The sequence below is a fragment of the Pelomonas lactea genome, assembly GCF_043555885.1.
In the GTDB taxonomy this organism is placed as follows: domain Bacteria; phylum Pseudomonadota; class Gammaproteobacteria; order Burkholderiales; family Burkholderiaceae_C; genus Pelomonas; species Pelomonas lactea.
Genome location: NZ_JBIGHX010000006.1, coordinates 132330 through 153602, shown reverse-complemented (window position 1 = coordinate 153602; position 21273 = coordinate 132330). Strand labels below are relative to the sequence as shown.

Sequence of the window (21273 nt, the reverse complement as noted above, 5' to 3'; positions counted from 1 at the left end):
CGTCACGATTCACCGCAGCCGCCGGTCCAGCCAGGTCAACACCCGCAGGTCCTGGAAGTAGTTGGTGTGGTGGGTCTCGGCGCTGACGCCCAGGTCTTCCCACTGCGGCGCGGCCAGCGTCGCGTCGCCCAGCCGGTTCATCGACGCGCTGTCGACGACAAGGTCGTTGGGCTGGTCGAAGATCAGGTCCGCGCCGTAGTACATCGCCTGGCCCTTCAGGTTCGTCACCCGCTGCCACAGCTTCCACAGCGGCTGGTTGACCTCCGCCGGCATGAAGCTGCCGCCGATGGCGCGCACGTCCGCGCCGCCGGGCAGCGGGTACAGCTGGGCCAGCTCCAGGTTGTTGGCCACGCGGCCCTGTGCCAGCAGCCCGGGCACCAGGCCCACGGCGGCATCGGCCAGCGGCGTGCGCGCGCCCAGCGCCAGCACCTTGCCCAGCACGCAGGCCAGGCCGCTCACGCCCAGCGCCAGCGGCTGCAGGCCCGGCGGCGCGGCCTTGCCGGCCTGGAGTGCGGTCTCGGCCACGGCATCGGCGAAGCTGGCCAGCAGGTCCAGCGCCTGGCGCAGCTTGTCCGGCGCGGCCAGCGACGTGCCGGCCAGCGGCGAGCCGACGAACAGCGCCTGGCGCACCGGCAGCGCGGGCGCCAGCCGCAGCAGCCACGAGATGACGAGGCCGCCGCGGCTGTGGCCCACGAAGTCCAGCTCGGCTGCGCAGCCGGCCAGCGCGTCGCTGAGGGCCAGCGCGTTCAGCCACGGTGCGACGGACAGCGTCGGGTGGTCGAACGCCAGCACCGCGGCATAGGCGCCGCCGGCACGCGTCAGCCGCTCGAACAGCGCCTGGCCGTCGGCCGTGGCGGCGAACTCCTTCGCGTACATCGCGCTCTGGCTGAACGTGCCATGCACCAGCACCAGCACGCGGCCCTGCAGCGCGGCCAGTTCCCCGGCGGCCAGCGGCGCCCATTGCGCGCCATCCCAGCGGCGCAGGCCGTCGGTGGGGCGCAGGCCGGCCAGCGTCGGGTTCAGCCGCACGTCCAGCTTCTGCAGCGCGTCGGTGACGGCGTTGCGGCCCAGCTCGGGGAACGCGATGCGCTCGACCGTGTCGTTCGCATCCACGCCGACGGCGCGCCAGCTGCGCCGCGTCGCGCCGCCGCCCCGTGGCGCCGCGGGCGGCTCGTAGACCCAGTGCAGCAGGCCGTCGTCGTCGCGCAGCAGGCGCACGGCGGCACGCCCGTCCCCGGCCTCGAAGCCGCGGCGGCGGCGCTGCTGCAGCGAGGGCCTGGCCGTCTCGGCGGGTGCGGCGGCCGGCGCGGTGAACAGCTCACGCGCCTCGGCCCACAAGGTGTGCGAACTCATGGCGCCTCCCGGAGCAACGGCAGCGGCGTGACCTGCGCCTGGCGCGCCGTCACGATGTCCAGCATCGAGTCGTAGTCGGCCCGCTCGGACAGCGCCTGCACGCCGGCCTCGATGGCCTCGATGAAGCCGCAATGCTCGGTGAGCCGCACCGTCTCGATGGGCACCAGCTTGCGCTCGCGTATCCAGCGCCGCACCTCGGCCCAGCTGGCCTTGCCGGCATGCCAGCTGACGGCCTGCGCATTGGCCGCCGCGCTGCCGCCGGCATCGCCCTGCACCGCGTCGCCATAGCTGGCCGCGCCCATCTGCTGGTACTCCTGCTGGAAGCTGCGGTGCCGCCACCAGCCGGGCAGCGCATGGCCGTCGAGCAGGAAGACGACGGGATAGATGTCCACCAGCTCCAGGCAGGCCGCGAACAGCAGCGCCAGGTCGATGCAGGTGCCCGCGCGCTCGGCCAGCACGGTGGACGGCACGCGCAGGCGCTGCGAGTCCAGCTCGCCGCTGTAGCTGGGCGGCGGGTTCACATAGCCCAGCTGCCAGTCGTGCAGCAGCGTGGCCCAGATCGCCTCGACCTGCCGGTCCACGCCACGCAGCGCGTCCTCGTCGACGGCGTTCTCGGGCACGCACTGGTAGCCCTCGAAGCCGGCCGACGGGTCGTCGCGCAGCACGCGGTTGTAGCGCTGCGCCCGGGCCACGGCGCCCACGACGGCCGGGTCCCGCGGCAGCACGAACGACGGCAGCCAGCGGCCGTCGCGGCGGTTGTCGCGCCACTGGTCCACCGGCAGCAGGCGCAGCCGGTGGCTGTCGTCGTAGAGCACGTCGCCGCCCTGGCGCACGCAGACATGCAGGCTGGTGTTGATGGCCTCGTGCACGCTGCGCGCCACCTCGGCCGTCAGCGGCACGTGGATCTTGTCGGTCAGCTTCTCGCGCACCTGGCGCAGCGTCACGCGGCGCTGGAAGCGCGCCACCTCCGCCCCCATGTGCACGGCCACGCTGACGTCCAGCGGCGCCGCCTCCTGGAAGCGCTCGCAGCTCAGCACGAAGCGCCTGAACAGCGGCTGCGCGTTGTGCAGCACCGCGTAGTTCAGCTCGGCGAAGGGCTCGATCTCGCAGCGCACCGCGGCCGAGGCCGGCGCCGGCCGCGCGATCTCGGCCGCCTGTGCCGCCAGCCGCCGGCCCTGCGCCTCATGGGCCGCGCGCGTCGCCGGGTCGACGAACACGGGGCCGTCCAGCCACAGCGTCACGCCGGTCGCGTCCACCGACTCGGGCAGCGCCCTCACCTCCCCCCATACGCGGGCGAAGGCGTCGGGAAGGTCGAAGCCGCCGTCGAACAGCTGGCGCAGCAGCTGCGTCAGCACGTACTCGGCCAGCGAGTCGTCGAAGGCGTCCTGGAAGCCCAGCGCCGCCCGCGCCGCGCCCTCGGCCACCAGCATGGGCGCCAGCCGCGCCGCGCTGTTCCAGACGTTGAACGTGGCCAGGTAGACCGGCACGCCCGCGGCCGCCAGGCGCTGGGCCAGCTGCTGCGCCGGCACCAGCTGCGGCACGCCGTGGCTGCCGCGCAGCAGCAGCCCGTCGACGAGGCGCTGCCGGTCGGCCATCACGTCGGCCGCGCGGCACACCACACCGGCCACCTCCACCACCGCCGCATCGCCCTGGGCGGCCACCAGCTCGCGCAGGCCCTGGTGGCTGTCCATGCCGGCGAAGTGCAGCAGCTGCGGCGGCCGCGCCACCAGCTCGGCCACCAGCTCGTCCAGGCTGGGATGGCTGAGCACGCGTGGCGCGGGCACACCGGCCGGCAGCGCCCGCGCCAGGTTGGCCAGCTCGGCCTCCACCGTCCAGCGCTCGCCCAGCTCGCTGGGCAGCGTGTTGACAAACAGCACCCGGAAGTCCGGCCAGGCGGGGAACACGACCGCCGCGCGCGGCACCGGCTGCCAGCGGCCCTCCACCTCGTGCTGCACCTGCAGCTCGCGGATGACGGTCAGCGGCTTCGGGCCGCCGGGCGCAGCGCGGCGCTGCTCGCGCGTGGCGGCGGCCAGCACGTACTCCCACGGGAACACGCGCCCTTCCCAGCACAGCGCCTCATGCTGGTAAGGCACGCGCACCACCAGCCGGTCCGCATCGCCCAGCGCCTGCAGCCCGTTGGCATCCAGGCCCAACCGGGCCAGCGTCGCGGTGGCATCGGCCTGGTGCTGCTCGCGCACCTTGGCATCGCGCAGCCAGCGCTGGCGGGAGCGCAGCACATAGGTCCAGCGCAGCGCCTGCTGCGCCATGCTCTGGCGCGACTGCGCGTCCACGGCGGCCAGCGGCAGGCCCAGCGGGTCGGCCGCGCCGGCGATGTGCACGGTGGCCAGCAGCTGCTCATGCGCCAGCGGCGGTCGGGTCTTGCCCACGGGCGGTCCTCCAGGTTGGGAGGCCGCAGTATCGCGACGCCGCGCTCCCGCGCAACGTCACCGTTCAGGGGTCAGACCAGGCCGAGGCTCTCTTCCAGGCCCAGGTGCACGTTCATGCTCTGCACGGCCGCGCCGCTGGCGCCCTTGCCAAGGTTGTCCAGCCGCGCGATGACCAGCGCCTGCGTGTCGGATGCGAACACGAAGATGTCCACGCGGTTGGTGTCGTTGCAGGCCTGCACGTCGAAGAAGCCGGTCTCCAGCGTCGCCGCGTCGCGCAGCGGCATGACGTTGATGAAACGCTCGCCGTCGTAGTGCGCGGCCAGCGCGGCGTGGATCTGCTCGGGCGTGGTGCCGGCCTTCAGCTGGCTCAGCTGCAGCGGCACGCTGACGGCCAGGCCCTTGTAGAAGCTGCTGACGATGGGCATGAACACCGGCGGCGCGGCCAGCCCGGTGTGCGCCATCATCTCCGGCAGGTGCTTGTGCTTCAGGCCCAGGCCGTAGGGGCGCGGCGCCTGCAGGTGCGCGGGCAGCGGGTGCTGCTCGTACTCGGCGATCATGCTCTTGCCGCCGCCCGAGTAGCCGGTGATGGACGTGGCGCTGACGGCCGCCTCGCGCGGCAGCAGGCCGGCGTCCACCAGCGGGCGCACGGCGAGGATGAAGGCGCTGGCGTGGCAGCCCGGGTTGGCGATGCGCTTGCTGGCCTGGATGGCGCCGCGCTGGCCGCGGGCCAGCTCCGGCAGGCCGAAGGCCCAGCCCGGCGCCGTGCGGTGGGCCGTGCTGGCGTCGATGAGGCAGGTGCGGTCGTTGTTGACCATGAAGGCCGCCTCGCGCGACGCGGCGTCCGGCAGGCACAGGAAGGCCACGTCGGCGGCGTTCAGCAGGCGCGAACGCTCGGCGGGGTCCTTGCGCTTGTCGGCGGCGATCTTGAGCACCTCGATGTCGGTGCGGGCCGCCAGGTACTCGTGAATCCGCAAGCCGGTCGTGCCTTCCTGGCCATCCACAAACACCTTGAACGTCATTGCCGCTGCTCCAACCGCTGAAAATCGAGCCGCAAAGGATAAGGGCAAACCATGAATCCATCGCGCGTACTGCTTCTGCCGGGCTGGCAGAACTCCGGCCCCGAGCATTGGCAAAGCCGCTGGGAGCGGCTGCATGGCGACCAGCGCGTGGAGCAGCACGACTGGGACTGGCCGCGCCGTGGCGACTGGATGGCACGGCTGGACGAGGTGCTGCTGCAGGACGATGCCCCGGCCGTACTGGTGGCGCATTCGCTGGGCTGCCAGCTGGTGGCGAGCTGGGCCGAGCACTCGCAGCACACGGCCCGCGTGGCGGGCGCGCTGCTCGTCGCCCCGCCCGACACCGAGCGCGAGGACATGCCGCCGCAGCTGCACAACTGGCGCCCCATCCGCCGCCGGCGCCTGCCCTTCGCGAGCATCGCCGTCATCAGCAGCGACGACCCCTTCGGCGCCGCCGAGCGCAGCGCGCAGATGGCGGCGGACTGGGGCAGCAGCGTCGTCATGGCCGGGCCGCGCGGCCACCTCAATGCCGACTCGGGGCTGGGCGACTGGCCCGAAGGCCGGGAACTGCTGCGCAGCCTCGCGAAGCCCTGAAGGACAATCCGCGCCCATGGCAACGAAGAAACCCAAAGGCCTCGGCCTCGGCCTGGAAGCCCTGCTGGGCCCCAAGGTCAGCGACACCCCCGCCCCCGAACGCGACGGCACGCCCAGCACGCTGAAGCTGGAGCAGCTGCAGGCCGGCAAGTACCAGCCGCGCACGCGCATGGACGAGGGCTCGCTGTACGAGCTGGCCGAGAGCATCAAGGGCCAGGGCATCATGCAGCCCATCCTCGTGCGCCCGATCACGCCGAACGGCGGCGTCAGCTACGAAATCATCGCCGGCGAACGCCGCTTCCGTGCCGCCAAGCTGGCCGGCCTGCGCGAGGTGCCGGTGCTGGTGAAGGCGGTGCCCGACGAATCGGCGGCCGCGATGGCGCTGATCGAGAACATCCAGCGTGAAGACCTCAACCCGCTGGAAGAAGCGCAAGGCCTGAAGCGCCTGACCGACGAGTTCGGCCTGACGCACGAGCAGGCCGCGCAGGCCGTGGGCCGCTCGCGCAGCGCCGCCAGCAACCTGCTGCGCCTGCTGAACCTGGCCGCCCCGGTGCAGAACATGCTGATGGCCGGTGACCTGGACATGGGCCACGCCCGCGCGCTGCTGCCGCTGGACGGCGCCACGCAGATCACCACCGCCAGCGAGATCGCGGCCAAGAAGCTCAGCGTGCGCGAAGCGGAGAAGCTGGTCGCCAAGACGCAGGGTGCCGCGCGCCAGGCCCCGCTGCTGCGCGTGAAGGGCGACAAGAGCCGCGACGTGCTGCGCCTGGAGGAAGAGCTGGCCGACGCGCTGGGCGCCACCGTGGAAGTGCGCGTGAAGAAGCGCACCAAGAAGGGCGGCCAGAGCGGTGAGCTGGCCATCCACTTCGACTCGCTGGACGCCCTGTCGGGCATCCTCGACAAGCTGCGCCGCGAGGGCTGAAGCCCCCGCGGTCGCGTCAGCCGGTGGTCACTCGGCGTCCGCCACGCAGCGAAAGCCGATCAGCCCCGAGCGGTCTTTCGACGGGGCCATCAGCAGCAGCTTGCCGTGCTGGTCCAGCCGGCGCGTGTTGGGGAAGTACCAGGACGCGCCCTGCGGCTGGTAGGGGCTGCCGCCGCGCACGATGGCGGCGCGCGTGCGGTCGTCCTCGAACTCGTCCGTCCACTGCCACAGGTGGCCCACCAGCTCCTGCACGCCGAAGGGGCTGACCGCCTGCGGGTAGCGGCCCACCTCGGCCAGCACGGGCAGGTGGCGCGCGGTGTGCGCGGGGGGCACGAGATCGTCGCGCCAGTCTGACCCCCACGGGTAACGCCGGCCGTCGCTGCCCTGCGCGGCGTACTGCCATTCCCACTCGTGCGGCAGGCGCTTGCCGGCCCAGCGGCAGTAGGCGCGGGCGTCTTCCAGTCCCACCCACACCACGGGGCGTTTCAGGTCTTGCGGCGCGGGCTGCGCGCCTTGCCAGTGGGCCAGGAAGTGATGGTCATCCGCCGGCCGGTAACCCGTGGCCTGCACGAAGCGCGCGAAGGCCTCGTTGGTGACCGGGTGGACGTCGATGTGAAAACGCGCGATGGCCATGCGGTGCACATGCTCGCGCCGCGCCACCGTCTCCCACGGGTACTGCACGTCCAGCCCCGGGCGGTTCTCGCCTTCGATCTGCAGGCCGGTCACGCGGAAGTCGTACGCCGCCGCAGCAGGCACGGTCACCATGCCAGCCGGCGCCGCCTTCACGCGCGGCGTGGGCGCCTGGGGCACCAGCCGCTGCGGCAGCGGCTTCCACTCGCGTGAATACGACGCCAGCGGCTTCTCGGCCAGCGCGCGTTGCGCCTGCAGCACCGGCTGGGCTGCCGCCACCGCGTCGGCACTGCGCAGCTGCACCAGTGCGCCAAAGCCGCGCGGCTCCAGCGCCAGCGTGACGGTGGCGCGGCCGTCGGCGCCCACGTCGGCCTTCAGCTCGCGGCCGTTCCACGCGTCCACGTAGCGCGCGCCGGGCTCGTGCGCCACGGTCAGCGGCAGCTCGCCCACGGTGAAGTCGTTGCGGTTGACCACCGTCCACAGCGTGGCCGTGTCGCCGGGAAAGCGGCTGGCGTACACGCCGTACTGGCGCGTGGGCACGTGCGGCTCCCAGCCCGCGCTGGACAGCAGCGCCGGCCAGCCGCGGTACACGCCGGCGATCCGCTTGAGCGCCGCCGCATCGCGCGGCGTGATGCCGTTCCACCAGCCCCACACGTTCTCCCAACTCTGTATGCCCGTGCCGTTGAAGAAGGCCGCTTGCAAGATCTCGTGCCGGTCCGTCGCCCAGCGGTCGCACACATGCACCAGGTGCCGCGGCTCCAGCCACTTCCACTTGCTGACCATGGGCACAAAGGGCGTCTCCCAGTAGCCCCAGCTCAGCGTGTTGAAGGCGAGCATCGCGTCGTCCTGCAGCGGCAGCTCGGGCTCCAGTGCCATCGGCACGCCGCGGGCCTGCGCGGCGCGCAGGAAGTCGATGGGCAGGCCGGCCATGGTGTCGCCGTTGACGCCATCGGCGCCGATGGAGGCCAGCAGCTCCATCGTCGCCTCCGCCTGGCTGCGGCCTTCATCGCGCGTGCCCACGTCCCACGGCATGGTGGGGAAGAACACGCGCACGCCCTGGCGCTGGAAGTCCTGCACCATGGCCTTCACGCCGGCCACACCGCCGGGCATGTCGCGCAGCAGGTCCCACTGGTTGCGGTCGTCCACGCCGCTGTTCGGGTACACCGGCCACAGCAGCACGCTGTCAATGCCGCCGTAGCGCTGGCGCAGATCATCCAGCAGCCGCTTCACGGTGTAGACGCGCTTCACCGGGTCGTACAGCAGCCGGTCTTCCACCATCACCTGCGGCTGCACGAAGCTGCCCTGCGTCCACTGCAGCTCGGGGCGGCGGTACTGCGCGTCGTCGTAGCCCAGGCGCTGGTGCTGCTCGCGCCGCCACTGCTGCATCGCCTGCAGCCACGCGGCGTGCGTGGCGGTGGGGTCACGCCGCCAGTTGTTCATGCGGGCCAGCCAGTCGGGCTCGCCGCGGTCGTCCTGGTCAGGGCCGGCGATCTGCGTGCCGCGCACGGTGATACCCGCGGCGGCGGCCGGGGCCTGGCTGTCCGGACCGGCGGCAGCGAGCCCGGCGAGAAGAGACAGGGCGAGGGCAGTGAGCGTTTGTCGATCGGGCATGGCACGCAGCGTGGGGAAAAAGCCGGTTTGCATCAAAATTTGAAACCGCTTTCATCATCCTAGCCACGGCCGTGCGCCAACGGCGCGGGGAAGAACCCGCGGCCCGTTTTGCACCAGCGTTTTCACGTCGGCGTTAAACCCAAGCGGAATGTGTGGTTTGCCATGAAAGTGGCAGGTCTTGCCTCTCGGCCGGGCGTATGCTGGGCCGCACCTGTCAACGGGAACGCAAGCGGATTTGTTGGTGGGTTGGCATCGGCTTATTCTTGAGATGGTCCCGTTGCGTCGGCCCCAAGCTGACGACCAGAACATCGATTGGAGAGTTCTGATGACGCCTTGCAGTTGAGGCGCGATCAGAACCCCCCAGCCCCTCGGGCACGGATCGTGCCTGTGGTCCTGTGGAGTTCAAACCGCAGGAGATCGACATGGACGTCATCAGCCACTTCGCCGCGCGCTATGAGCGCACGAAGGTCGAGGAACTCACACTGGAGGAGTACCTCGCCGAGTGCAAGAGAAACCCGCTGGCCTACGCCACAGCCGCCGAGCGAATGCTCCAGGCCATTGGCGAGCCGCAGATGCTCGACACGCGCAACGACCCGCGCCTCTCGCGCCTGTTCGCCAACAAGACGATCAAGATCTACCCGGCCTTCGCCGAGTTCTACGGGCTCGAGGAAGCGATCGAGCAGGTGGTGTCCTATTTCAGGCACGCTGCGCAGGGGCTGGAGGAAAAGAAGCAGATCCTCTACCTGCTGGGCCCCGTGGGCGGCGGCAAGAGTTCCATCGCCGAGCGGCTGAAGCAGCTGATGGAGCAGGTGCCCTTCTACGCCATCGCCGGCTCGCCGGTGAACGAGAGCCCGCTGGGCCTGTTCGACCCAACGGAAGACGGCCCGCTGCTGGAGCGCGACTACGGCATCCCGCGCCGCTACCTCAACCGCATCCTGTCGCCGTGGGCCGTCAAGCGGCTCGACGAGTTCGGCGGCGACATCCGCAAGTTCAAGGTGGTCAAGCGCTACCCCAGCGTGCTCAAGCAACTGGGCGTGGCCAAGACCGAGCCGGGTGACGAGAACAACCAGGACATCAGCTCGCTGGTGGGCAAGGTCGACATCCGCAAGCTCGAGACTTATGCGCAGGACGACCCCGATGCCTACAGCTACTCCGGCGGCCTGTGCCTGGCCAACCAGGGCCTGCTGGAGTTCGTGGAAATGTTCAAGGCGCCCATCAAGGTGCTGCACCCGCTGCTGACGGCAACTCAAGAAGGCAACTACAAAGGCACCGAAGGCTTCGGCGCGATTCCGTTCGACGGCATCGTGCTGGCGCACAGCAACGAGAGCGAGTGGAAGACCTTCCGCAACAACAAGAACAACGAGGCCTTCCTCGACCGCGTCTACATCGTGAAGGTGCCGTACTGCCTGCGGGTGAGCGAAGAGGTCAAGATCTACGAGAAGCTCATCCGCGGCTCGTCGCTGGCCGAGGCCAAGTGCGCGCCAGGCACGCTGAAGATGATGAGCCAGTTCGCCGTGCTCACGCGCCTGAAGGAGCCGGAGAACTCGTCGCTGTATTCCAAGATGCAGATCTACGACGGCGAGAACCTGAAGGACACCGACCCCCGCGCGAAGAGCTACCAGGAGTACCGCGACTACGCCGGTGTCGACGAGGGCATGAGCGGCATCAGCACGCGCTTCGCGTACAAGATCCTGTCCAAGGTCTTCAACTTCGACTCGGCAGAAGTGGCCGCCAACCCCGTGCACCTGATGTACGTGCTGGAGCAGCAGATCGAGCGCGAGCAGTTCCCCAAGGAGCTCGAAGAGAAGTACGTCGGCTTCATCAAGGAACAGCTGTCGCCGCGCTATGCCGAGTTCATCGGCAAGGAGATACAGACCGCCTACCTGGAGAGCTACAGCGAGTACGGCCAGAACATCTTCGACCGCTACGTGACCTATGCCGACTACTGGATCCAGGACCAGGAATACCGCGACACCGACACCGGCGAGGTCTTCGACCGCGCGGCGCTGAACGCCGAGCTCGAGAAGATCGAGAAGCCCGCCGGCATCTCCAACCCCAAGGACTTCCGCAACGAGATCGTCAACTTCGTGCTGCGGGCGCGCGCCAACAACGCGGGCAAGAACCCGCTGTGGACCAGCTACGAGAAGCTGCGCACCGTCATCGAGAAGAAGATGTTCTCCAACACCGAGGAGCTGCTGCCCGTCATCAGCTTCAACGCCAAGGCCAGCGCCGAGGACGCCAAGAAGCACGAGAACTTCGTGCAGCGCATGGTGGACAAGGGCTACACGGCCAAGCAGGTAAGGCTGTTGTGCGAGTGGTACCTGCGCGTGAGGAAGTCGAGCTAACAAGAAAGCAGGTCGCTCGATGTCGCTTCAGCAAATCATCGACCGCAGGCTGTCCGGGAAGAACAAGTCCATCGGCAACCGCGAGCGCTTCCTGCGCCGCCACAAGGACCAGATCCGTGAGGCAGTGAAGCGCGCGGTGGATGGCCGCGGCATCCGCGACATGGAGCGCGGCGAGGACGTGACGATCCCGAAGAAGGATCTCAGCGAACCCGTCTTCGGCCATGGCGACGGCGGCGTGCGCGAGGTCGTGCGGCCCGGCAACCAGGAGTACGTCAAGGGCGACCGCATCGCCAAGCCCAAGGGTGGGCAAGGCGGCGGTGGCGGTGGCGGCCAAGCCAGCGACCAGGGCGAGGGCGAGGACGACTTCGTCTTCCACCTCAGCAAGGAAGAGTTCATGCAGGTCTTCTTCGACGACCTGGCCCTGCCCAACCTCGCCCGCACGACGCTGGCCGACACACCCGAGTGGAAGAGCCACCGCGCCGGCTTCTCATCCGACGGCACGCCCACCAACCTGCACGTCGTGCGCTCCATGCGCGGTGCCCTGGGCCGGCGCATCGCGCTGGGCATGGACAAGCGCCGCGAGCTGCACGAGCTCGAAGCCCGCGAGCAGGAGTTGCTGAAGGAGGACCGCCCCGAGACCCCCCGCCTGCTGGCCGAGACGCGCGAGCGCATCGCCCACCTGAAGGCCCGGCTGGACGCCATCCCCTTCCTGGACCCCATAGACCTGCGCTTCCGCTCCCGCGTGCGCGTGCCGGTGCCGACGACGCGCGCCGTCATGTTCTGCCTGATGGACGTATCGGGTTCCATGGACGAAGGCCGCAAGGACCTCGCCAAGCGCTTCTTCATCCTGCTGTACCTGTTCCTCACGCGGCACTACGAGAAGATCGACGTCGTCTTCATCCGCCACCACACGCAGGCGCAGGAGGTGGACGAGCAGAACTTCTTCCACGCCACCGAGACCGGCGGCACCGTCGTGTCGTCGGCACTCGTGTTGATGGAGCAGATCATCCGCGAGCGCTACTCGCCGACCGAGTGGAACATCTACGGCGCCCAGGCCAGCGACGGCGACAACTGGCACCACGACAGTGGCCGCTGCCGCGAGCTGCTCGCCGACAAGATCCTGCCGCTGTGCCGCTACTTCGCCTACGTGCAGGTCGCCGAACCCGAGCAGAACCTCTGGGAGGAATACCAGAAGCTGCAGGAGGACGTCGGCCACTTCGCGATGCGCAAGGCCGTCGAGGCCTCGCAGATCTACCCCGTCTTCCGAGAGCTGTTCAAGAAGGAGGGCGCGACATCATGAGCTGCAAGGAAGACCGCCGCCACCCCGAGCGCGTGGCCAAGCCACCGCCCGGCATGCCGGAGCGCCGCCAGCGCGACCCGCTGCGCCGCATGCTGCCGCTGCAACAGCGCCCCAGCCAGCCGCTGCCCTCCCCGAACGACTGGACCTTCGAGCTCATCGAGGACTACCACGCCGTCATCAAGCAGACGGCCGACCGCTTCGGCCTGGACACCTATGCCAACCAGCTGGAGGTAATCACCGCCGAGCAGATGATGGACGCCTACGCGTCGGTGGGCATGCCGGTGAACTACCGGCACTGGAGCTACGGCAAGGAGTTCATCGCCACCGAGCGCAGCTACAAGCGCGGCCAGATGGGGCTGGCCTACGAGATCGTCATCAACTCCGATCCCTGCATCGCCTACCTGATGGAGGAGAACACCCTGGCCATGCAGGCGCTGGTCATCGCCCACGCCTGCTACGGCCATAACTCCTTCTTCAAGGGCAACTACCTGTTCCGCATGTGGACGGACGCGTCGTCCATCATCGACTACCTCGTCTACGCCAAGAACTACGTCGCCGAGTGCGAGGAGCGCCACGGGCTGGACGCCGTCGAGGCGCTGCTGGACAGCTGCCACGCGCTGATGAACCATGGCGTGGACCGCTACCGCCGCCCGGCCAAGCTGTCGCTGGCCGAGGAGCGGGCACGGCTGAAGGACCGCGAGCACCACGCGCAGATGCAGGTCAACGACCTCTGGCGCACGCTGCCCAAGAAGCCGGACCGGCCGGACGAAGCCGCCGAGAGCCGCCGCTTCCCCGACGAGCCGCAGGAGAACCTGCTGTACTTCATCGAGAAGAACGCACCCTTGCTGGAGCCCTGGCAGCGCGAGATCGTGCGCATCGTCCGCAAGATCGCGCAGTACTTCTACCCGCAGCGGCAAACGCAGGTCATGAACGAGGGCTGGGCCACCTTCTGGCACCACCGGCTGCTCAACCAGATGTACGACGACGGCTACCTGTCGGACGGCATGATGATCGAGTGGCTGAAGTCCCACACCAACGTCGTCTACCAGCACCCGGGCGCCAACCTGAACCCGTATGCACTGGGCTTTGCGATGTACACCGACATCAAGCGCATCTGCGAGGCGCCCACCGACGAAGACCGCGACTGGTTCCCCGACATCGCCGGCAGCGACTGGCTGCCCACGCTGGACCACGCGATGCGCAACTTCAAGGACGAGAGCTTCATCGGCCAGTACCTGAGCCCGAAGATCATGCGCGACTTCCGGCTGTTCTCCATCCTCGACGACGAGGCCAAGAGCGAGTACGAGATCTCCGCCATCCACGACGAAGGCGGCTACCGCCACCTGCGCCAGGCGCTGTCACGCCAGTACGACCTGTCCACGCGCGAGCCCAACATCCAGGTCTGGAACGTCAACCTGCGCGGTGACCGGTCCCTCACGCTGCGCCACCAGCAGCACCTCAACCGCCCGCTGCATGACAGCGCGCAGGAAGTGCTCAAGCACGTGGGCCGTCTGTGGGGCTTCGCGGTGAACCTGGAAAGCGTCAACACGCGCGGTGATGTGACCAAGCGCTGGAGCGTGCCGCCCCAGCACGGCTGAATCAGCTCGCGAGCTTCAGCCCCACGATGCCCGCGACGATCAGCCCCAGGCTGACCAGCCGGCCCACGGTCGCCGCCTCGCCGAACAGCACCATGCCCAGCGCCGCCGTGCCCACGGCGCCCACGCCCACCCACACCGCGTAGGCGGTGCCCACGGGCAGCGTCTTCATCGCCACGCCCAGCAGCCCCACGCTGAGCACCATCGCCGTGATGGTGGCCACGGTCGGCAGCGGGCGCGTGAAGCCTTCGGTGTACTTCAGGCCGATGGCCCAGCCGACCTCCAGAAGGCCAGCGACGACGAGCAACAGCCAAGCCATGATGTGAACGCCCTGAGTGACAAGGCGCGTGATTCTGCCCACCGGGCGCCGCGCCGCCGACCGACGGCGCCATGCCCCGTCACCCCGTGGGTGGTTCAGACGCCACAGCCGTCGCCGGGCTCGCCCAGTGCCACGTCGGGGTCGAAGTGGTGCAGCAGCCGGTAGTCGTCCCAGCCCTGCTCGCCCGTGCACATGCCCAGGCAGCAATCCGGCAGCAGCGTGCCGAACTCGGCCAGCGCGCGCAGCGCGGCCCACAGCGGCGGCCACGCCTGCAGCGGGTCCTCGGCGGCGAAGACGAGATTCACGTAGGCGCCATCGTCCTCGCCTTCGCTGACGCCAAAGCCGCGGATGCCCGGGGTGCGCCGCGCGGCAGCCTCGCAGGCCTCGGCCAGCCGGGCGATGTCCAGCCCCGGCGCCCGCGCCGGATGGACCTGGATGCAGATCTGGCCCAGCGGCGTCTCGGCAGCAGCGCTCATGTCAGGCCTCCACGCGCCGGGCGTAGGCAAAGTACACCTCGTCGCGCTGCCAGCCCAGCGACTCGTACAGCGACTGCGCCGTCTTGTTGGTGCGCGCCGTCGTCAGCTCCAGCCGCGTGCGGCCAGTGTTCTTCGCATGGCGCTCGGCCGCCAGCAGCAGCGCGCGTCCGGCGCCCGAGCGACGCGCCTCGGGCGCGACGAACAGGTCCGACAGCTGGTAGATGGGCTTGGCGTCGATGGAGCAGAACAGCGGGTAGAGCTGGCAGAAGCCGAGCGCCTGCTGCGCCTCGTTCAGCGCCAGCAGGATGATGGACTCGTCGCGCTGCAACCGGTCGCGGATGAAGTGCCGCGCGGCCGCCGCATCGGGCGCCTGCTCGTAGAACTGGCGATAGGCGTCAAAGAGCGGGGCGACAACGTCCAGGTCGGCCAGAGTGGCGATGCGGGTGCGAAGGGTGTTCATGGCGCGCGTTGTACATCGTCGCGAGCGACGACCCGATCCGCTCAGCCCACCGGCCGGGCCAGCAAACCGTTCATCAACGCCTGCACGCCTGGCGGCGTGAGGGCCAACGCCCGCGACTCGCCGACGCGCCGCACCCAGCCCCGACTCACCATCGCCTCCAGCCACGCTACCGCGAGCGGGCCCGCGAAATGGTCGCGGCGTTCAGACCAGTCGACGCAGTCATAGAGCGCGCGGCCCTCGCAGGCCGCGCCTTCAGGCATCAAGGCCGCCAACGCTTCATGCCCTGCTGCGCTGACTTCATAGCGCCCGTCCGGCGTTGCCGTCACCCAGCCGTTGGCGAGCAGCGTCTCGCGCCAGCGAACGCCCAGCTCGCCGGCCAGATGCCCGTAGCAGCTGCGCGCATGCCGCAGCCCGCGCATGGCCGGCTTCTGCCAGCGCTTCAGGTCGGCGGACGGTCCGGCATCGCGGCCATCGGCCACGCGCAGCAACGCTTCCAGCGCATGCGCCACATCGCCATCCGCCAGGCCGAAGTAGCGGTGTCGGCCCTGCGGCCTGACCTTGGCCAGGCCTTCGTCGACGAGCAGCTTCAAGTGCGCCGACATCGTCGCCGCGCTCACGCCGGCATGCGTGGCCAGTTCGCCGGCCGTGTGCAGGCGGCCGTCCAGCAGCCGCGCGAGCACGCGCGCCCGCGTCGGGTCGGCAATGGCCGCGGCGACGCGGGCCAGGCGCGGTTCGGCGTTCAATCGGGCTCCCTTCGGCCTGCGGCCTGTCCGCCCAAGCGGGAGCGAGCTTGCTTGGGGCAGCCCCGCGCAGCGCTCACCGTGGCACCTGCTCGCGGTCGTGCAGGCCGTAGTCGCGCACCACGTGCGCCACGCGCAGCCGGTAGTCGGCGAACAGCCCGCCGCGGCCGGCGGCCTGGGCGGCGCGGTGGCGTTCCATCTCGCGCCAGCCGCGCACGGCGTCCTCATCGCGCCAGAACGACAGGCTCAGCAGCTTGTCCGGCTGCGCGAGACTCTGGAAGCGCTCCACCGAGATGAAGCCGTCCATGCGCTCCAGCAGCGGCTTCAGCGCGGCGGCGTGGTCCAGGTAGGCAGCGCGGCCTTCGGGCGTGGGCTGGACTTCAAAGATGACGGCCATCATGGCCGCACATCCTCACAGAAAGTCCGCGTCTCCCGGGCAATGAAACGCTGCTGCTGAGCGAACTCGAAGTTCGCCCGCGCCTCGGGGTCGGCCTTCAGCCGGGCGCGGTAGGCCTCGTAGTCGGCCAGCGAGTCGAAGCCCACCAGGCCCCAGGCCTCGTCGTTCGTGCCCTCCCACGGCAGCCAGTAGCCCAGCAGCCGGCCGCCCAGCCGCGGGATGATGCGGCCCCAGTTCTCGGCGTACGTGCGGAAGGCCTCGCGCTGGAACGGGTCCAGCTCGTAGCGGATGAAGCAGGTGATGGCGGGCATGGCGGCTCCTCGTGTCGATGAGCCGCCACTGTGCGCCGCCGGTCACTGCCGACGCTTAGGCGCGCAGCGAAGCATCACAACGGCGCCACCGGGATGCACAGCTCGCAGTCGAACACGCCGGTGCGGTAGTCGAACTTCGCGGCCGGCCCGTAGTGCTCGAAGCAGGGCCGTGCATCCAGCTGCAGGCCGCTGGACGGCAGCCAGCGGCCCATCATGGCCTGCCAGGCGGCGCCGATGTCGGCGGCCGTGCCTTCGAAGTCCAGCGCGGCGTAGCGGCCACCCGGCAGCTCGGTGACCAGTGCGCCACCGCTCGGCACCCAGTCATCGGGCACGGCCACGCCGCAGTCGTAGCGGCACAGTTCGGGTGCCACGAGGCTGGGGTCATCGTGGCCGATGCCGAAGCGCGCCACGGCACCCAGGTTCTGCGTCGCCAGCCAGGGGTTGAAGGTCTCGGCCCAGAAGCGGCCCAGTGCGGGGCCATAGGCGCCGTGGTAGCGCAGATAGCCCATGCGCACGGGCGGGCGGTCGATGAGGCGGACGTTCACGGGATCTCCTTCGTCGGGGTTGCGGAAGAGCCCATCCTCATCGCCCGCCTCCGTGCCGGCCTGATCCAGATTGCTGTCGGCCTGATCGAGATTGCGCCACTGCGTCGGCGGCAGCCCGAAGCGCGCCTTGAACGCCCGCGTGAACGCCTCGGCCGAGCCATAGCCCACGCTCAGCGCGATGCTCAGCACCGTCGAATCCGGCTGGCCACGCAGCCGCTGCGCCGCCTTCTCCAGCCGCCGGCGCGCCAGGTAGTCGCCCAGCGTCTGGCCGGTCCACGCCAGGAACAGGCGGTGGAAGTGGTACGGCGAAAAATGCGCCACGCCGGCCAGCGCCTCCAGATCCAGCGGCGCGTCCAGATGGCGGTCGATGTGCGCCTGCACGCGGTGCATGCGCGCCTCGTACTGCCGCCGGCTGGTGTTGGGCGCCGGCTTCACCCCCAGGCCTTCACCAGCTGGCCCATCGCGCCGGCCAGCACGGCCGACAGCGCTTCCGTCGAGGCGCGCGAGTCCGACTGCAGCGCCACCACCACCCACGGCGAGCGGCCGTCCGGCGGGAACACCAGCGCCACGTCGTTGACGGCGCCCCGGTAGCCCGTGCCGGTCTTGCCGATGACGCGCCAGCTGGCATCCGGCACGCCGGCGCGCAGCCGCCTGAGCCCCGTCTGCGACGCCTGCAGGTCGGCCCACAGCCGCGCCTGGTTCGTGCGCGACAGACCGTCGCCCAGCAGCAGGTGGCGCAGCGTCTTCGCGAACGCCCGCGGCGTGCTGGTGTCGCGCGGGTCACCGGGCAGGTTTTCGTTGAGCTCGGTCTCCCAGCGGTCCAGCCGGGTCACGTCGTCGCCCTGCTGGCGCAGCCACATCGTCAGGCCGGCCGGCGAGTCGCAGCAGTGGCGCAGCAGCACGTTGGCGCAGGGGTTGTCGCTCTCGATGACGATGCCGGCGCACAGCTCGGCCAGCGTGGCCCGCCCGCGCGGCAGCAGGCGGTCGAAGGCCGGCGAATGCGCCACGCGCTCACTCTTGTGCAGCGTGACCTCGTCCTCCCAGCGCCAGCGCCCGCCCTCCACGCCTTGCGCCACGCGCGCGGCCAGCAGGATCTTGAACGTGGACGCAGTGGAGAAGCGCTCGTCGGCCCGGTGGGCCACGGTGCGGCCGCTGCCGGTGTCGAGGGCGAAGAAACCCAGCCGGCCCTGCACGCTGCGCTCCAGCGCGGCAAGGTCGAGTGCCGCGGGGGCGGCCAGGCTGGGGCGGGCGAAGGCGGCCAGGGTCAGGCCGGCGATGAGGGGGCGGCGTTGCATGCCGCGGATTCTGGCGCCGCGGCCGGCCGGTGGCATGAAGCCGACTTCATCGACAAGCCGGCGTTGAGTGGCGTAGCGTTACTTGACGCGGTAGACCGCGCACAGCTTGTTGCCGTCCGGGTCACGCACATAGGCCAGGTGCATGGGGCCCATCGCGCCGTCGCGCAGGCCCGGCGGCTCTTCGATGGACTGGCCGCCGTGGGCCACCGCCACGTCGTGGAACTGCTTCACCTGCTCGGCGGAGTCGCACTTGAAGCCGATGGTGCCGCCGTTGGCATGGCAGGCCGGCTCGCCGTTGATCGGCTGGCTGATGCCGAAGCTGTTGCCGCCGTGGCGGTAGAACACGCGCTGATGGCCGGACGCCGCCATGTTGACGGCGCCGGCGGGTGCTCCCAGCACGGCGAGCACCGCGTCGTAGAAGCGCTTGCTGCGCTCGATGTCATTGCTGCCGACCATGATGTGGTTGAACACTGTCTATCTCCTGGGAGGGGTGGATTGACGCCGATTGTCGGCACACCGGCAGGCCGGCGCTGCCGCGTCACGAGAAGATCTTGCCCGGGTTCATGATCCCCAGCGGGTCCAGCGCCTGCTTCACCGCCCGCATCATCGCCACCGCCGCCTCGCCGGTCTCGTCGACGAGGAAGCCCTGCTTGTGCAGGCCGATGCCATGCTCGCCCGTGCAGGTGCCTTCCAGCGCAAGGGCCCGCGCCACCATCTGCGCGCTGAGGCGCTCGGCGGTGGCGAGCTCGTCGGGCCGGGCCGGGTCCAGCAGATAGGCCATGTGGAAGTTGCCGTCGCCCACATGGCCGACGATGAAATACGGCAGGCCGGCGGCCTCCACCTCGGCGACGGACGCGTCGATGTTCTCGGCCAGCCGCGAGATGGGCACGCAGGTGTCCGTCGTCACGGCGCGGCAGCCGGGGCGCATCTGCAGGCCCGACAGGTAGGCGTGGTGCCGCGCCGTCCACAGCCGCGTGCGGGCCTCGGGCGTCGTCGCCCACTCGAAAGCCTCGCCGCCCTGCTCGTCGGCCACGGCCTGCACGGTGGCCGCCTGCTCGGCCACGCCGGCCTCGCTGCCATGGAACTCCATCAGCAGCATGGGCTGCTCCTTCAGGCCCAGCCTGTCATGCGCGTTGACGGCCCGGATCGCGTTCGCGTCCAGCAGCTCGCAGCGGGCGATGGGCACGCCGATCTGGATGACCTGCATGGCCGTGCGCACCGCCGCGTCGATGCCGGGGAAGAAGCAGATCGCCGCCGACACCGCCTCGGGCAGCGGATGCACCTTGACCGTCAGCTCGGTGATGACGCCCAGCGTGCCCTCGCTGCCGACCAGCAGCCGCGTCAGGTCGTAGCCGGCGCTGCTCTTCTTCGCGCGCGAACCGGTGCGCACGACCTCGCCGCTGGCCGCCACGAAGCGCAGCCCCAGCACGTTCTCGCGCATCGTGCCGTAGCGCACCGCGTTCGTGCCGCTGGCGCGCGTGGCGGCCATGCCGCCCAGGCTCGCATCGGCGCCGGGGTCGATGGGGAAGAACAGGCCCTCGTGCCGCAGCGCCTCGTTCAGCGCCTTGCGCGTGACGCCGGGCTGCACGGTGACCGTCAGGTCCTCGGCATCCACGCGCAGGATGCGGTCCATGCGGGACACGTCCAGGCTCACACCGCCCTGCACCGCCAGCAGATGGCCTTCCAGCGACGACCCCGCGCCGTAGGGAATGACCGGCACGCGGTGCTGCGCGCACAGGGCCACCACGCGCGCCACCTCGGCCTCGCTCTGCGCGAACACGACGGCCTGCGGCGGTGGCACGTCGAACACCGACTCGTCGCGGCCATGCTGCTCGCGCACCGCCTGCGCGGTCGAGCAGCGCTCGCCGAACTCGGCGCGCAGGCGCTCCAGCAGCGCGGCGGGCAACGGCGAGGCGGGGGAGAAACGGGATTCGGGCGCGTTCATGGCCAACTCCGACGACGGCGGTCAACGATTGTGTTGCAGCCCGCGCGCGCCGGTGCCAGCATGGCCGCACGTCGACCCTGGGAGACCGCCATGGACCCCACCCTGACCTGGCTGCTGGTGCTGGCCGCCGCTGCGCTCATCGTCTTCGGCGCCGTGCGCTTCGACCTGCTGACGCTGCGCTGGCGCGACCTGTTCAACGCGCCGCCGCCGCCGCACGACGCCCCGCCCCGGCCGCGCGTCACCCCGGCCACCGGCCTGCGCCCGCACCCATCCCCCATCCACAAGCCGGCCTTCCACCGCACCGGCCGGCGTCACTGAGCGCGTCTGGGGACAATGGCGGCCTCGCAACCCCTGCAGACCGCCACATGGGCAACCGCCTTTCCCAGATCGCCACCCGCACCGGCGACGACGGCACCACCGGCCTCTCGGACGGCAGCCGCGTGCCCAAGGACCACCTGCGCGTGCAGGCCATGGGCGACGTCGACGAGCTGAACTCCCAGCTCGGCGTGCTGCTGGCCGAGCCACTGCCGGCCGACGTGCGCGACCTCCTCGTCACCATCCAGCACGAGCTGTTCAACCTCGGCGGCGAACTGTCCTGGCCTGGCGGCTCGCTGCTCAAGGACGCCGCCGTGCTGCGGCTGGACGAGGCGCTGGCGCACTACAACGAGCACCTGCCGCGCCTGAAGGAATTCATCCTGCCAGCCGGCACGCGCAGCGCGGCCATTGCCCACGTATGCCGCACCGTGGCGCGCCGCGCCGAGCGCGCCGTCATCACGCTGGCTGCGCAGGAGACGCTGCACGCCGCCCCGCGCCAGTACCTGAACCGCCTGTCCGACCTGCTATTCGTGCTGGCCCGCGTGCTCAATCGTGCCAATCTCGACGGCCTGGGCGGTGACGATGTCTACTGGCAGAGCGAGCGCATGAAGCGGCTGGACACGGCTGAAAGCTGACGCCCCTCGCCCAGGTTCGCGTCGCTGAACGCGAGCGAGCCTGGTCGGTCCCCCGAGGGGACGGCGATGCATGCGGCATCGA

21 protein-coding genes are annotated in these 21273 nt (G+C 70.3%); 7 read left to right on the top strand and 14 right to left on the bottom strand.

Features of this window, described 5'->3' with window-relative positions; translation table 11 throughout:
- Nucleotides 1–9 precede the first annotated feature (9 nt).
- The 3 genes from ACG04Q_RS17445 to argC form a co-directional block, all read right to left on the bottom strand.
- On the bottom strand, nucleotides 10–1353 hold the full coding sequence (locus ACG04Q_RS17445; protein ID WP_394512352.1) for an esterase/lipase family protein: 1344 nt from the start codon (nucleotides 1351–1353) through the stop codon (nucleotides 10–12).
- Nucleotides 1350–3740 (bottom strand): hypothetical protein, encoded by a 2391-nt coding sequence (locus tag ACG04Q_RS17440; protein WP_394512351.1) that lies wholly within the window; start codon nucleotides 3738–3740, stop codon nucleotides 1350–1352. The genes ACG04Q_RS17445 and ACG04Q_RS17440 overlap by 4 nt, the downstream gene beginning before the upstream one ends.
- A 71-nt stretch (nucleotides 3741–3811) precedes the next feature.
- A complete protein-coding gene (gene argC, locus ACG04Q_RS17435; protein ID WP_394512350.1) occupies nucleotides 3812–4759 on the bottom strand; it encodes an N-acetyl-gamma-glutamyl-phosphate reductase in 948 nt (315 codons plus the stop codon).
- Nucleotides 4760–4810: 51 nt separating this feature from the next.
- Between argC and ACG04Q_RS17430 the strand changes: the two genes are divergently transcribed.
- Both ACG04Q_RS17430 and ACG04Q_RS17425 read left to right on the top strand, forming a co-directional pair.
- Entirely contained in the window at nucleotides 4811–5350 is a 540-nt protein-coding gene (locus tag ACG04Q_RS17430; RefSeq protein WP_394512349.1) for an RBBP9/YdeN family alpha/beta hydrolase, read from the top strand.
- 16 nt (nucleotides 5351–5366) lie between these two features.
- On the top strand, nucleotides 5367–6272 hold the full coding sequence (locus ACG04Q_RS17425) for a ParB/RepB/Spo0J family partition protein (protein WP_394512348.1): 906 nt from the start codon (nucleotides 5367–5369) through the stop codon (nucleotides 6270–6272).
- Between the two features lie 27 nt (nucleotides 6273–6299).
- Here the strand turns inward: ACG04Q_RS17425 and ACG04Q_RS17420 are convergent, their stop codons facing one another.
- Nucleotides 6300–8513, bottom strand: coding sequence for a formylglycine-generating enzyme family protein (locus ACG04Q_RS17420; protein WP_394512347.1), 2214 nt, complete (start codon nucleotides 8511–8513; stop codon nucleotides 6300–6302).
- 422 nt (nucleotides 8514–8935) lie between these two features.
- On the opposite strand from ACG04Q_RS17420, the gene ACG04Q_RS17415 reads away from it, so the two are divergent.
- From ACG04Q_RS17415 to ACG04Q_RS17405, 3 genes are read left to right on the top strand one after another with little or no spacing between them, the layout of a single operon-like run.
- Nucleotides 8936–10858: a PrkA family serine protein kinase gene (locus ACG04Q_RS17415; RefSeq protein WP_394512346.1), complete on the top strand. Its 1923-nt coding sequence runs from the start codon at nucleotides 8936–8938 to the stop codon at nucleotides 10856–10858.
- A gap of 19 nt (nucleotides 10859–10877) precedes the next feature.
- Nucleotides 10878–12158 carry a YeaH/YhbH family protein gene (locus ACG04Q_RS17410; protein ID WP_394512345.1) on the top strand — a complete coding sequence of 427 codons (1281 nt, stop codon included), beginning with the start codon at nucleotides 10878–10880 and terminating at the stop codon, nucleotides 12156–12158.
- A 53-nt stretch (nucleotides 12159–12211) separates the two neighbouring features.
- Nucleotides 12212–13756 carry a SpoVR family protein gene (locus tag ACG04Q_RS17405; protein ID WP_394512589.1) on the top strand — a complete coding sequence of 515 codons (1545 nt, stop codon included), beginning with the start codon at nucleotides 12212–12214 and terminating at the stop codon, nucleotides 13754–13756.
- 1 nt (nucleotide 13757) lies between these two features.
- Here ACG04Q_RS17405 and sugE read toward each other — a convergent pair whose 3' ends face one another.
- The 10 genes from sugE to ACG04Q_RS17355 form a co-directional block, all read right to left on the bottom strand.
- A complete protein-coding gene (gene sugE, locus ACG04Q_RS17400; RefSeq protein ID WP_394512344.1) occupies nucleotides 13758–14072 on the bottom strand; it encodes a quaternary ammonium compound efflux SMR transporter SugE in 315 nt (104 codons plus the stop codon).
- A 95-nt stretch (nucleotides 14073–14167) separates the two neighbouring features.
- Nucleotides 14168–14548: a hypothetical protein gene (locus tag ACG04Q_RS17395; RefSeq protein ID WP_394512343.1), complete on the bottom strand. Its 381-nt coding sequence runs from the start codon at nucleotides 14546–14548 to the stop codon at nucleotides 14168–14170.
- A gap of 1 nt (nucleotide 14549) precedes the next feature.
- Complete coding sequence (locus ACG04Q_RS17390; protein ID WP_394512342.1) at nucleotides 14550–15008, bottom strand: GNAT family N-acetyltransferase; 459 nt, start codon at nucleotides 15006–15008, stop codon at nucleotides 14550–14552.
- Nucleotides 15009–15049: 41 nt separating this feature from the next.
- Nucleotides 15050–15751, bottom strand: coding sequence for an ArsR/SmtB family transcription factor (locus ACG04Q_RS17385; protein WP_394512341.1), 702 nt, complete (start codon nucleotides 15749–15751; stop codon nucleotides 15050–15052).
- A gap of 73 nt (nucleotides 15752–15824) precedes the next feature.
- Nucleotides 15825–16148, bottom strand: coding sequence for an antibiotic biosynthesis monooxygenase family protein (locus ACG04Q_RS17380; protein WP_394512340.1), 324 nt, complete (start codon nucleotides 16146–16148; stop codon nucleotides 15825–15827).
- Nucleotides 16145–16456, bottom strand: coding sequence for an NIPSNAP family protein (locus ACG04Q_RS17375; RefSeq protein ID WP_394512339.1), 312 nt, complete (start codon nucleotides 16454–16456; stop codon nucleotides 16145–16147). The genes ACG04Q_RS17380 and ACG04Q_RS17375 overlap by 4 nt, the downstream gene beginning before the upstream one ends.
- A gap of 74 nt (nucleotides 16457–16530) precedes the next feature.
- Nucleotides 16531–17436, bottom strand: a complete 906-nt coding sequence (locus ACG04Q_RS17370; RefSeq protein ID WP_394512337.1) for an AraC family transcriptional regulator — start codon at nucleotides 17434–17436, stop codon at nucleotides 16531–16533.
- Nucleotides 17433–18296 carry a class A beta-lactamase gene (gene bla, locus ACG04Q_RS17365; protein WP_394512336.1) on the bottom strand — a complete coding sequence of 288 codons (864 nt, stop codon included), beginning with the start codon at nucleotides 18294–18296 and terminating at the stop codon, nucleotides 17433–17435. The genes ACG04Q_RS17370 and bla overlap by 4 nt, the downstream gene beginning before the upstream one ends.
- 78 nt (nucleotides 18297–18374) lie before the next feature.
- Nucleotides 18375–18767: a VOC family protein gene (locus ACG04Q_RS17360; RefSeq protein ID WP_394512335.1), complete on the bottom strand. Its 393-nt coding sequence runs from the start codon at nucleotides 18765–18767 to the stop codon at nucleotides 18375–18377.
- Between the two features lie 67 nt (nucleotides 18768–18834).
- Complete coding sequence (locus ACG04Q_RS17355) at nucleotides 18835–20241, bottom strand: FAD-binding oxidoreductase (protein WP_394512333.1); 1407 nt, start codon at nucleotides 20239–20241, stop codon at nucleotides 18835–18837.
- Nucleotides 20242–20331: 90 nt separating this feature from the next.
- Between ACG04Q_RS17355 and ACG04Q_RS17350 the strand changes: the two genes are divergently transcribed.
- Nucleotides 20332–20559 (top strand): hypothetical protein, encoded by a 228-nt coding sequence (locus ACG04Q_RS17350; RefSeq protein WP_394512332.1) that lies wholly within the window; start codon nucleotides 20332–20334, stop codon nucleotides 20557–20559.
- A 47-nt stretch (nucleotides 20560–20606) separates the two neighbouring features.
- Entirely contained in the window at nucleotides 20607–21191 is a 585-nt protein-coding gene (locus ACG04Q_RS17345; protein ID WP_394512330.1) for a cob(I)yrinic acid a,c-diamide adenosyltransferase, read from the top strand.
- The last annotated feature ends 82 nt before the right edge of the window (nucleotides 21192–21273 follow it).